Annotated in this window: 11 protein-coding genes; 8 read left to right on the top strand and 3 right to left on the bottom strand. The window is 69.1% G+C overall.

Features of this window, described 5'->3' with window-relative positions; translation table 11 throughout:
* Positions 1-38 precede the first annotated feature (38 nt).
* Together ABD655_RS05475 and ABD655_RS05470 are read right to left on the bottom strand one after the other, a co-directional pair.
* Positions 39-1,148: a BMP family lipoprotein gene (locus tag ABD655_RS05475; RefSeq protein WP_344712238.1), complete on the bottom strand. Its 1,110-nt coding sequence runs from the start codon at positions 1,146-1,148 to the stop codon at positions 39-41.
* A gap of 162 nt (positions 1,149-1,310) precedes the next feature.
* Positions 1,311-2,426, bottom strand: a complete 1,116-nt coding sequence (locus tag ABD655_RS05470) for a mannose-1-phosphate guanylyltransferase (protein WP_344712236.1) — start codon at positions 2,424-2,426, stop codon at positions 1,311-1,313.
* Between the two features lie 197 nt (positions 2,427-2,623).
* On the opposite strand from ABD655_RS05470, the gene sdhC reads away from it, so the two are divergent.
* The 8 genes from sdhC (at position 2,624) to trpS (ending at position 10,732) form a co-directional block, all read left to right on the top strand.
* On the top strand, positions 2,624-3,058 hold the full coding sequence (gene sdhC / locus ABD655_RS05465) for a succinate dehydrogenase, cytochrome b556 subunit (protein ID WP_344712234.1): 435 nt from the start codon (positions 2,624-2,626) through the stop codon (positions 3,056-3,058).
* On the top strand, positions 3,058-3,504 hold the full coding sequence (locus ABD655_RS05460; RefSeq protein ID WP_344712233.1) for a succinate dehydrogenase hydrophobic membrane anchor subunit: 447 nt from the start codon (positions 3,058-3,060) through the stop codon (positions 3,502-3,504). The genes sdhC and ABD655_RS05460 overlap by 1 nt, the downstream gene beginning before the upstream one ends.
* 46 nt (positions 3,505-3,550) lie before the next feature.
* Positions 3,551-5,365 carry a succinate dehydrogenase flavoprotein subunit gene (sdhA, locus tag ABD655_RS05455; protein ID WP_344712231.1) on the top strand — a complete coding sequence of 605 codons (1,815 nt, stop codon included), beginning with the start codon at positions 3,551-3,553 and terminating at the stop codon, positions 5,363-5,365.
* A gap of 2 nt (positions 5,366-5,367) precedes the next feature.
* The gene (locus ABD655_RS05450) at positions 5,368-6,180 is read left to right on the top strand and encodes a succinate dehydrogenase iron-sulfur subunit (protein WP_344712229.1); all 813 of its coding nucleotides are present in this window, start codon (positions 5,368-5,370) and stop codon (positions 6,178-6,180) included.
* Between the two features lie 19 nt (positions 6,181-6,199).
* Positions 6,200-7,435 carry an MFS transporter gene (locus ABD655_RS05445; RefSeq protein WP_344712227.1) on the top strand — a complete coding sequence of 412 codons (1,236 nt, stop codon included), beginning with the start codon at positions 6,200-6,202 and terminating at the stop codon, positions 7,433-7,435.
* A gap of 9 nt (positions 7,436-7,444) precedes the next feature.
* Positions 7,445-8,770 carry a YihY/virulence factor BrkB family protein gene (locus ABD655_RS05440; RefSeq protein ID WP_344712225.1) on the top strand — a complete coding sequence of 442 codons (1,326 nt, stop codon included), beginning with the start codon at positions 7,445-7,447 and terminating at the stop codon, positions 8,768-8,770.
* 10 nt (positions 8,771-8,780) lie between these two features.
* A complete protein-coding gene (locus ABD655_RS05435) occupies positions 8,781-9,629 on the top strand; it encodes an exodeoxyribonuclease III (RefSeq protein ID WP_344712223.1) in 849 nt (282 codons plus the stop codon).
* A gap of 98 nt (positions 9,630-9,727) precedes the next feature.
* Positions 9,728-10,732 carry a tryptophan--tRNA ligase gene (gene trpS / locus ABD655_RS05430; protein WP_344712221.1) on the top strand — a complete coding sequence of 335 codons (1,005 nt, stop codon included), beginning with the start codon at positions 9,728-9,730 and terminating at the stop codon, positions 10,730-10,732.
* Between the two features lie 279 nt (positions 10,733-11,011).
* Here trpS and ABD655_RS05425 read toward each other — a convergent pair whose 3' ends face one another.
* Positions 11,012-11,920 (bottom strand): type IV toxin-antitoxin system AbiEi family antitoxin domain-containing protein, encoded by a 909-nt coding sequence (locus ABD655_RS05425; RefSeq protein ID WP_344712220.1) that lies wholly within the window; start codon positions 11,918-11,920, stop codon positions 11,012-11,014.
* Positions 11,921-12,074: the final 154 nt, after the last annotated feature.

Here is a 12,074-nt window from a genome sequence, read left to right as displayed (position 1 = left end):
GAGGCTGGTTGCCCAGCCTCCCCGTTCCGTTGCGGGGATCAGCCCGCGAGGTAGGACTCGACGGGGATCGAACCGTCGATGATTCCGGCCTTGATGGTGTCCAGCTCGGCCTGCAGGTCAGGCGAGACCTTCGACTCGAAGTCGTGGAACGGGGCCAGGCCCACGCCCTCGTTCTCGAGCGTGCCGATGAACGGGGTGGCGTCGAACTCGCCCTTGCCCGCGGCCAGCACGGCCTCGTGGACGCCGACGTCGATCGCCTTGCGGATCGATGTGAGCAGCAGGTCCGCCACGGTCGGGTCGGTCTCGAACACGTCGGCGTCGACGCCGAGCAGCGCGATCTCGCGGCCGGAGTCGCGGATCACCGAAGCGGCGCTCTGGTAGATCGGACCACCGACGGGCAGGAGCACGTCGACACCCTGGTCGACGAGGCCCTGCGCGGCGTTGATCGCGTCCTGGTTGGCGGCGAAGCCACCGGTGAAGACGCCGTCCTGAGCAGCACGATCCCAGCCGAGAACCTCGACGGTGTCGCTCTTCTCCGAGTTCCAGTACTCGACGCCCTGGGCGAGACCGTCCATGAAGATCGAGACGGTCGGGAAGTTCATGCCGCCGAACGTGCCGACCTTCTTGGCCGTGGAGAACGACGCGGATGCGTAGCCGGCCAGGAACGCCGCCTGCGCGGTGTCGAAGATGATCGGCTTGATGTTCTCGGCATCCGTCTCGCCGTCGAAGTCGTTGTCGACGATGTCGTCGATCGAGACGAACTCGATGTCCGGGTTGGCGATCGCGGCCTCACCCGCGGCCGATGCCAGCGCGAAGCCCACCGTGATGATGAGCGTGCAGTTCTGGTCGATCAGGCTGGTGATGTTCGGGGCGAAGTCGGACTCCGAGTCGGACTGAACCGTGACGAACTCGACGCCCAGCTCATCGGATGCGGCCTCGAGGCCCTCGAATCCGAGCTGGTTGAACGACTTGTCATCGAATCCGCCGGCGTCGGAGACCATGCAGGGCTTGAAGCCGTCAACGGCCCCGCCTGCGGCTCCATCCTCGGTGGCGGTCGGCTCGGGCGCCGACCCGCAGCCGGCAAGGGCAACGAGCAGTCCGGCGGCGGCAACTACCCCGACGAACTTCTTGGTGGTAGAGATTGTCAACTCACGCCTCCATCAAAGGTGCCCCGCGGACTTCGCGGGTGACAGCCCAAGTTACCCAGTGTGACGGCGCGCTTGCATATCAGAACGCCGTCCGGGGCGGAATGGTTACAAAGACGCAATCTCCTGGCACGCGCCCGCCATCGGCGGGCGGCGGGCGGCCGCTCAGAGCACGTCGCCCCGGCCGGTGAGCTTGAGCGCGTCCACGACGCCCTTCACGCGCTGCGCGTGCTCACTGGTGGTCACCAGGAGTGCGTCCTCGGTGTCGACGATCACGATGTCCTTGACCCCGATGACGCTGATGATCCGCTGCGTCTGCGTCACCACGATGCCGCTGGACGCGTCCGCGAGGATGCGTGCGTTCTCGCCCAGGATCGCCAGGTCATTGCCGCGGCCATGCGAGTTGAGCTTCGCGAGGCTCGCGAAATCCCCCACATCGTCCCAGTCGAAGTGGCCGGGGATCACGGCCAGACGGCCCTTGGCCGCGGCGGGCTCGGCCACGGCGTAGTCGATCGCGATCTTGGTGATGGTCGGCCACACCCGATCCACGACGGGCCCTCGGGCATCGCGGTCATCCCACACCTCGGCCAGGTCCATCAGCCCCGCATACAGCTGCGGCTGGTTCTCGGCGATCTCGCCCAGCAGCACATCGGCGCGCGAGATGAACATGCCCGCGTTCCAGAGGTAGGAGCGGTCGGCGAGGTACTCGCGGGCGGTGTCCAGGTCGGGCTTCTCCACGAACTTCTCCACGAGCGTCGCCTCGGGCGCGCCGGCCACGACCAGCTCGCCGGCCTTCCTCATGTAGCCGAATCCGACGGCGGCTTCGGTGGGCTGGATGCCGATCGTGCAGATGTACCCCTCGCGCGCCACCGCCACGGCCTGCTGCACCGCCCACTCGAACACCTGAGTGCCCCGGATCACGTGGTCGGCCGCGAACGCGCCGATGATGACGTCCGGCTCACGCCGCGACAGGATCGCAGCCGCCAGCCCGATCGCCGCGGCGGAGTCGCGCGGCTCGGACTCGAGGAAGACGTTCCGGTCGGCGATCGTGGGCAGCTCCTTCTCGACCGCGGCGCGGTGCGCGCGTCCGGTGACGACCGCGATGCGGTCGTCACCGGACAACGGCTCGAGGCGGTCCCACGTGTCGCGCAGCAGAGAGTTTCCGGAGCCGGTCAGGTCGTGCAGGAACTTGGGTGCGTCGGCGCGGGAGAGGGGCCACAGCCTGCTCCCGATGCCCCCGGCGGGGATGACGGCATAGAAGTCCTTGATCGGCTCACGCATGCGGCCAGCGTAGTCGCGGCACCTGACCGGACCGTTCCGTGCCGACCCCGGTCCCACCCACAGATTCGTCTCGACGTCAAGACACCTGGGGTCGGCCTCCGTCGCCTCCCCCGTGTGAGCGGTCCTAGGATGGGAGGGAGCCGGCGCATGGTCCGCACCGGCCCGAAACGATCCCGCACCCTTCAGGGAGGACGACCGTGTCCGCAGGCACACGCTTGACACCGTCGGTATCCGAGACCACCTCGAAAGTCCCACGCGGAACGCTGTACCGCGGGCGCGAGGGCATGTGGTCCTGGGTACTGCACCGCATCACGGGGGTTGCGATCTTCTTCTTCCTCCTCGTCCACATCCTCGACACCGCGCTCATCCGCGTCTCCCCCGAGGCGTACAACGCCGTCATCGGCACGTACAAGAACCCGATCATGGGTCTCGGCGAGGTCGTTCTGGTCGGCGCGATCGCGTACCACGCCTACAACGGACTGCGCATCATCCTGGTGGACTTCTGGGCCAAGGGCGCACGCCTGCAGCGCCAGCTGTGGTGGGGGGTTCTCGGTCTGTGGCTGGTGACGATGCTCGCCTTCACCCCCCGTCACCTCATGAACGTCTTCTCCACGATCGGAGGCGGTCACTGATGACTGCGGACACTCTCGCCGCGCCGCGCACGCCGTACGCCCCGCGCCGCTCCGGACCCAACCTCGAGAAGTGGGGCTGGATCTACATGCGCGTCTCGGGCGTGCTCCTGGTCGTGCTCATCTTCGGTCACCTCTTCGTGAACCTGATGCTCGGCGAGGGCATCCACGGCCTGGACTTCGCGTTCGTCGTGGGCAAGTTCGCGAGCCCGTTCTGGCAGTGGTGGGACGTTCTCATGCTGTGGCTCGCGCTGATCCACGGTGCGAACGGCATGCGCACCGTCACGAACGACTACATCACCCACCCCAACGCCCGCCGCGTCCTGGTGTGGGCGATCTGGCTGGCCGCCGGGTTCCTCATCCTTCTGGGCACGCTGGTCGTCTTCACCTTCGACCCGTGCCTGGGCGTCACCTCGGACAGCTCCCTGTGGGACATGTGCCAGGCCTGACCTTCGCCCCGACGACAGACCAGACAGACATAGAGGCATCCTTCACGTGAGCACCCAGAGCCCCCAGAGTCCCGACAGCATCGTCCGGGACGGCGTCCACTACCACCAGTTCGACATCGTCATCGTCGGAGCCGGCGGCGCCGGCATGCGCGCGGCGATCGAGGCCGGCCCCGGCGCCAGGACTGCGGTCATCTCGAAGCTCTACCCGACGCGCTCCCACACCGGCGCGGCGCAGGGCGGCATGGCGGCAGCGCTCGCCAACGTCGAGGAGGACTCCTGGGAATGGCACACGTTCGACACCGTCAAGGGCGGTGACTACCTCGTCGACCAGGATGCCGCGGAGATCCTCGCGAAGGAGGCGATCGACGCGGTCATCGACCTCGAGAACATGGGGCTGCCGTTCAACCGCACGCCCGAGGGCAAGATCGATCAGCGCCGCTTCGGCGGACACACCGCCGATCACGGCAAGACGCCGGTGCGACGCGCGTGCTACGCGGCCGACCGCACCGGTCACATGATCCTGCAGACGCTGTTCCAGAACTGCGTGCGGCTGGGCATCAACTTCTTCAACGAGTACTACGTGCTCGACCTGATCACCGTCATCGATGACGAGGGCGCCACCCAGGTCGCGGGAGTCGTCGCGTACGAACTGGCGACCGGCGACCTGCACGTGTTCCACTCCAAGGCGGTCATCTTCGCCACCGGCGGCTTCGGCAAGATCTACAAGACGACATCCAACGCGCACACCCTCACCGGTGACGGCGTCGGCATCATCTGGCGCAAGGGCCTGCCGCTCGAGGACATGGAGTTCTTCCAGTTCCACCCGACCGGCCTGGCCGGTCTCGGCATCCTGCTCACCGAGGGTGCTCGCGGCGAGGGAGCGATCCTGCGCAACGCGTCGGGCGAGCGCTTCATGGAGCGGTACGCGCCGACCATCAAGGACCTCGCCCCCCGAGACATCGTCAGCCGCTGCATGCAGCAGGAGGTCGCCGAGGGCCGCGGCGCCGGTCCGCACAAGGACTACGTGCTGCTGGACTGCACGCACCTGGGTGCCGAGGTGCTGGAGACCAAGCTCCCCGACATCACGGAGTTCGCCCGCACGTACCTGGGCGTCGACCCCGTGGTCGAGCCGGTGCCGGTCATGCCGACCGCGCACTACGCGATGGGCGGCATCCCCACCAACAACAACGCCGAGGTCCTCTCGACCAACACCAACGTGGTGCCCGGCCTGTACGCCGCCGGCGAATGCGCCTGCGTCTCGGTGCACGGCTCGAACCGGCTCGGCACGAACTCGCTGCTGGATATCAACGTGTTCGGCAAGCGCGCCGGCAAGAACGCCGTGGAGTACGTCAAAACGGCTGAGTTCGTGCCGCTCCCCGAGGATCCCGCCGGCGAAGTGCGCGGACTCATCGAGGGTCTGCGCGCCGGCACCGGCACCGAGCGCATCGCCGTCCTGCGCAAGAAGCTGCAGGAAGAGATGGACAAGAACGCGCAGGTCTTCCGCACCGACGCGTCGCTGACCTACGTGCTGGATGTCATCGAAGAGCTGCGCGGGCGGTTCAAGAACATCCACGTCGACGACAAGGGCAAGCGGTACAACACCGACCTGCTCGAGGCGGTCGAGCTGGGCTTCCTGCTCGACATCGCCGAGGTCGTCGTGGTCGCCGCCCGAAACCGCAAGGAGAGCCGCGGCGGGCACATGCGCGACGACTACCCGAAGCGGGACGACGAGACCTACATGAAGCACACGATGGCCTACCTGTCCGGGGATGCCGGATCGTCGCAGTCCGACGATCACATCCGCCTGGACTGGAAGCCGGTCGTCATCACGCGCTACCAGCCGATGGAGAGGAAGTACTAGAGATGGTGTCCACGCTCGTTGAGACCACCGACTCCTCGACCGCGCTCAGCGCGGACTCCGCAGCCGCCGAGGTCGGCAGCGCACCCGCGGATGACTCCGGCATCCAGTCGTTCCTGGTCACGTTCATCATCCGGCGGTTCAACCCCGAGGTGGACGAAGAGCCGCGCTGGGTCGACTACGACGTCGAGCTGTACTCGACCGACCGCGTGCTGGACGCCCTTCACAAGATCAAGTGGGAGGTCGACGGCTCCCTCACGTTCCGGCGCTCGTGCGCACACGGGATCTGCGGCTCCGACGCGATGCGCATCAACGGGCGCAATCGTCTCGCCTGCAAGACCCTGATCAAGGATCTGGACATCTCCCAGCCGATCTACGTCGAAGCGATCAAGGGTCTGCCGCTGGAGAAGGACCTCATCGTCGACATGGAGCCGTTCTTCGCCTCGTTCCGCGAGGTGCAGCCGTTCCTGATCGCCGGTTCCAAGCCCGAACCGGGCAAGGAGCGCATCCAGTCGATCGTGGACCGCGAGGTCTTCGATGACACCACCAAGTGCATTCTCTGCGCGGCATGCACCTCGTCGTGCCCGGTCTTCTGGACCGACGGACAGTACTTCGGTCCCGCCGCGATCGTCAACGCGCACCGGTTCATCTTCGACTCGCGCGACGACGCGGGCGACATGCGCCTGGACATCCTCAACGACAAAGAAGGCGTGTGGCGCTGCCGCACCACCTTCAACTGCACCGAGGCGTGCCCCCGCGGCATCGAGGTGACCAAGGCGATCGCCGAGGTGAAGCAGGCGATCCTCCGCGGACGCTGACCGCGGGTATGCTCCGAGCGTGAGCACCCCTCCCGTTTCGGCTCTGCGCTCGCGCGTCACCGTCACCGCGGCCTATGCCGCGCAGGGACTCGGCTACGCGGTCGTGGTGACCTCGCTGCCGGTGTTCAAGGACCGACAGGGCATCGATGACGTCGCCGTCTCCCTGATCGTCCTGCTCGTCTGCGTGGCCGCAGCCACGGGCTCGATCGTCGCGGACGGGCTCGCCAGGTGGCGCGGCAGCCGCGTCGCGCTGACCGCGGGACTGGGGTTGGAGGTCCTCGCCCTCGTGCTGATCGTGCTGACCGTGCTGGTTCCGGCGCTCCCGCTCTGGCTGTTCGTGGCGGCATTCGGCGTGTACGGGGTCGGGCTGGGCGGCGTGGACGCCGCCGGCGCCATGCAGGGCGTGCTGGTTCAGCGGCGCTACGGCCGCGACATCATGGGCGGGTACTTCGCCGCGTACACGGCCGCCGCGATCGTCGGCGCCATGGCCGTGGCCGGGGCGACGGCAGTCGGGCTGGCCGTTGTGCTGCCTCTCACTCTCGCCTCGATCGTGGCGATCGCTGTGGCGCTCTTCGGCGTCCGCACGTTCGACCGCGCCCGGGCCGCCGCGCCGGTCGGCCGGCGCTCCGCATCGCCGCTCCCCCGCCGCGGGATCTGGCTCTTCGGCTTCGTGCTGCTGGCGGCGTTCACGGTGGATTCTGCCGTGAGCACCTGGAGCACCGTGTACCTCCAGGACGAGCTTCTGACCGCCGCCGCCCTTGCCCCCCTCGGCTACGCCGCGTATCAGGCGGCGATCCTGGTCACGCGGCTGCTCACCGATCACGCCGCGGGGCGCTTCGGTCGCAGCCGCGTGGTCCTCGTCGCCACGGGTGTCTCCCTCCTCGGATGCGTGCTGGTCGCGCTCCTGCCGTTGCCCGCCGCGGCCATCGGCGGCTTCGCCCTCGCGGGGGTGGCGGTCGGGGCGCTCGTGCCGCTGACCTTCACGTCGGCCGGCGGGTTGGCCCCGGCACGCAGCGACGAGATCATCGCCCGCGTCAATCTGTTCAACTACGTCGGCGCGGTCCTGGGTGCCGTACTGCTGGGACTCCTGGCCGACGCCCCCGGCCTCGGCATCGCGTTCCTGCTTCCGGCGGCACTGCTGGTGCCGGTGCTCTTCGTCGCGCGGCGGTTCCGGGCGCCCGTCGCCGCCTCCCCGTCAGCGCCGCTGGCCGCCGTCTCCGCGGGCGGCGAGGCCGCGGCATCCGTCGATGATTAGCCTGAGACCGTGAGCGAGAAGAGCGCATCGGACGGGCGCAGCGCCGCAGCGGATCCCGTCGATGAGGAGGAGACGCTCCGCCAGCGACTGGAAGCGACGCAGGGATCCCTGCGCGAGCGCATCGACGAGCCGATCCAGGCCGCGACCCGGCTCACCCGCAAGACGATGGCATGGTTCCCGGTGCGGGTGTGGCGCCATTTCCTCCAGAACAACGGGTTCCTGCTGGGCGCGGGCATCAGCTACCAGGCGCTGTTCGCGATCTTCGCCGTCATCTACGTCGCGTTCGCCGTCACCGGACTCTGGCTCGGCGGCAACACCGACGCCGTCAACGCGGTCATCGCGCTGATCAACAGCTACATCCCCGGGCTGATCGGTCCCGACGGCGTGATCACCACGGCGGAGGTGCAGCAGATCGCCTCGAGCACGACCGGCGTGCTGAGCGTCACCGGGCTGATCGCGTTCGGCGCGGTGATCTGGACCGCGATCGGCTGGGTGACGTACTCGCGGCGCGGCGTGCGCGACATGTTCGGGATCCCGCCGGACCGGCGCAGCTACGTGCTGCTGAAGGCCCGGGATCTGGTCGCGGCCGTCATCTTCGGGGCGGCGCTGATCGTAGGTGCGGCGCTGACCTGGGTGAGCTCCTGGGCGCTGTCGTGGATCCTCTCGTTGTTCGGAATCGACCTGGGCGCCGGCATGGTCGACGTCAGCATCCGAATCGGGTCGGTGATCGTCTCGTTCGCGATCAACGCGGCCGCACTCGCGGCGCTGTTCCGCTTCCTCACGGGGACCTCGCTGCGCTGGCGCGTGATCTGGCCGGGCGCACTGCTCGGCGGCGCGGCGCTGACGGTGCTCCAGCTCGGCGCAGGTCTGCTGCTGAGCTACACCCCGTCGAACCCCCTGCTGGCCACGTTCGCGATCTTCGTCGGGCTGCTGCTGTGGTTCAAGATCAGCGGGATCATCATGCTCGTGGCCGCCGCCTGGATCGCCGTGGCCTCCCACGACCGGGACATCCCCATCCTCGCCCCGACCGAGGCGGAGCGGATCGCCGCGGAGCATCGGGCGCTCCTTCTGGCCGCGCAGGTGCGCCTGCGCGCGGCGCGCGAGGCCCGCGCGAGCGCACCCTGGTATCGCGTGTGGCGGGCCGACTTCGCGCTCCGCGAGGCCGAGGACGACCTGCGCCGCGTGGAGGCGTCCGCACCCCCTCCTCCGGTCACGTCCAAGCGCGCTGCGCGCGAGGCCGCGCGTCGGGCGGCTAAGAAGGTCAAGGCGGTCACACCCGCGGTGCCCGATGCCGCCGAGCCGCCGCGCGCGCAGCATGTCCGGGACGATCGTTAAGCTGAGAGGCGTGCCCCATCGCGTCCGAATCGCCTCGATCAACGTCAACGGAATCAGGGCGGCGACCCGCAAGGGGATGCTCGAATGGCTGGATGCCGCGGACGTCGACATCATGGCCCTGCAAGAGGTCCGCGCCACCGCCGACGAGCTGAGGCTCGCCCTGCCGGGGTGGGAGCTCGTCAACGACGAGGCGCTCGCCAAGGGCCGCGCGGGCGTCGCGATCGCGAGCCGCATCGTTCCCGTGGAGGTGCGTAACGTGCTCGGCCAGGAGGGCCTGGACAGCGCGGGCCGCTGGCTCGAGGCGGATATCGAGATCGGCGGCGAACGCCTCACGGTGGTCAGCGCGTACGTGCACACCGGCGAGGCCGACACGCCCCGCCAGGATGCGAAGTGGGCGTTCCTGGACGCCATGGAGGCCCGCCTGCCGCGCCTGGCCGCGTCATCTCCGCTGTCGCTCGTGATGGGCGATCTGAACGTCGGGCACCGCGAGCTGGACATCCGCAACTGGAAGGGCAACGTCAAGAAGGCCGGATTCCTGCCGCGCGAGCGCGCGTACTTCGACCGCTTCCTGGGCGCCGCCGGTGCGGAGGTGACCGGAGCGGACGGGTCGACCGGCACGGGGCTGGGCTGGGTCGACGTCGGCCGCACGCACGCCGGCGACGTCGACGGGCCGTACACCTGGTGGTCGATGCGGGGACGGGCGTTCGACAACGACACGGGCTGGCGGATCGACTATCACCTCGCCACCGCCGAGCTCGCAGCCCGGGTCACCGACTACCGCGTCGTGCGCGCTCCGTCCTGGGGCACGCGCTGGAGCGACCACGCTCCCGTGGTGGCCGACTACCGTCTGGGCGGCTGAGGGCTGCCGGCAGCGCAGGGCGCGGCATCCGTCGTCGTGTCTTGCCCTGCCGTAACGGTCGCGCAGCCGGTCCGTTCGCCCGACTCTAGAATCGGTAGGTGACGAAACCTCGCCTGTACTCCGGCATGCAGCCCTCCGCCGACTCGCTCCAGATCGGCAACTACATCGGCGCGCTCATGCAGTGGCGCGATCTGCAGGAGGCGTACGACGCGTACTTCTCGGTCGTCGACCTGCACGCTCTCACGCAGCCGAACGACCCCGCCGAGCTGCGGGAGAAGACGCGCCGTACCGCCGCGCAGTACATCGCGGCGGGGATCGAGCCGTCCAAGTCCACTCTCTACGTGCAGTCGCACGTCCCCGCGCATCCCGAGCTCGCGTGGATCCTCTCCACGATCACCGGCTTCGGCGAGGCCGGGCGGATGACCCAGTTCAAGGACAAGTCCCAGCGCTACGGGTCCGACGCGACCTCCGTCGGGCTCTTCACGTACCCGGTGCTGATGGCCGCCGACATTCTTCTGTACCAGACGGACATCGTGCCCGTCGGCGACGATCAGAAGCAGCACGTCGAGCTCACGCGCGACCTCGCGGAGCGCTTCAACGCGCGATACGGCGAGACGTTCCGCGTGCCGATGCCCGTGATCCAGCAGGACACCGCGCGCATCTTCGATCTGCAGAACCCAACGGCGAAGATGTCGAAGTCCGCGGAGTCGGATGCCGGAACGCTGTGGCTGCTGGATGACCCGTCCGTGAGCGCCAAGAAGATCATGCGCGCGGTCACCGACAGCGAGGGGTCCGTGCGCTACGACCGCGAGGCCAAGCCCGGTGTCTCGAACCTGCTCGTGATCTACGCCGCCCTCACCGGCCGGCAGATCCCCGCGATCGAGGACGAGTACGCCGGACGCGGATACGGGGACTTCAAGAAGGGTCTCGCCGAGGTCGTGGTGAACGAGTTCGGTCCGGTGCGCGCCCGCGCCCTCGAGCTGCTGGACGACAAGGCGGAACTGGACCGCGTGCTCGCCGTCAACGCCGGCCGCGCCTCCGAGGTCGCGGACCGCACGGTCGCGGACGTCTACGACAAGGTCGGCCTGCTGCGACGGGTGTGACGGTGGCCGTTTTTGCGGCCGTGCTGACGAGTTCGCGTGCACAACGTCGCTATTGGACGACGTCGGCGGGGTTTCGAGCTGCCGAGGCGCCCGAGACCCGCGGATAGGCGACGTTGTGCGCGGGGTGTGCGCGGCGCGGTCGGCGCGGTCGGCGGCGCGGCGCGGCGCGGTCGGCGCGGCGCGGTCAGCGCGGCGCGGCGTGCAGCGCGAAGCTGGCCGACGGACGCGGATCCGGCATGTGGCGCGGGCACAACGTCGCCATCGGACGACGTCGGGGCGCTAACGGGCGCCGGCGCGGGTTCGGCGCCCGGAAACAGCGACGTTGTGCGCGCCGGTCAGAGCGCGCCGGTGTTCAACCGCGGCGCGCACGGCGGCGAGCACCTGATCCGGGTTGTGCATGATGTCTTCGGCGATGGGGCGCAGCGTGACGTATCCCCGGGCGGCTGCAGCCAGGTCACGGCGACGATCGCGTTTGGCGGCATCCCACCCGCCGTGGAACTCCTCGCTGTCGCACTCGATGATCAGCCAGCCATCGACCACCAGATCGACGCGCCCCACGCCGTCGATCACGACCTGGACGTCCACGCTCCAGCCCTGGGCTCGCAGCAGCAGTCGCATGAGCGACTCCGGTCCCGATTCCGCCCGGGGCTCCAAGAAGCCCCGGAGCACCTGGAACCGGCGCGGCAGCAGCCGGAACACCTCGGCAATGCCCTCCTCGTCGACGAGGCCGAGATGCCACGCGCTGTCGAGCGTGGCGATCGCCGCGCGCGGCGGCTGACAGCGGCAGGCCTGCGCAAGCGCCTCGACCACGGGGGCGATAAGGGCCTGCGACTCTGCCGCGGTCGGGCGCCAATGCCGGACGATCCGGTCGCTCCGCGGAGGGATGCGGGTGGACCCGTACGTCATGTGCAGGTGCAGCGAGCCGCTGCGCAGGACGAAGACCTTCAGCAGCGCGAGGAGCGACAGGCAGTCGAGCCGAGCACCCTGTCGCGCCGCGGCCAGGACCGGCGACGGACAGCCGCCCATGACGTAGGTACCCTTGCGCACCCGAATCAGGCGACCCGCCTCGACGGCCGCGTCGATCTGTCGTCGAGTAGCACCTTGGCGCCGCAGCTCCGCGTAGGTGATCGCGCCGGTGGCACCGTCCAGCGCGGTCGCCACCGACGCCGCCGCGCGAGACGAATACATCCGCCCATGCTGACGGCGCGACGCTGCGCGCAGCGCGAGAACGCAACAGCGGCGGACAGGCCGCGCAGGCCGCGACCTGGGGAGGAGCCGCGCACGTCATTCCGGCGCCGCGCGCGCACCGCCTTCCCGTGCGGCACGCGCACATCGTCGCCAA

This window comes from Microbacterium terregens, assembly GCF_039534975.1.
Classification (GTDB): Bacteria; Actinomycetota; Actinomycetes; order Actinomycetales; family Microbacteriaceae; genus Microbacterium; species Microbacterium terregens.
The sequence above is the reverse complement of the archived record's forward strand: the minus strand, read 5'-3'. Positions and strand labels throughout refer to the sequence as shown.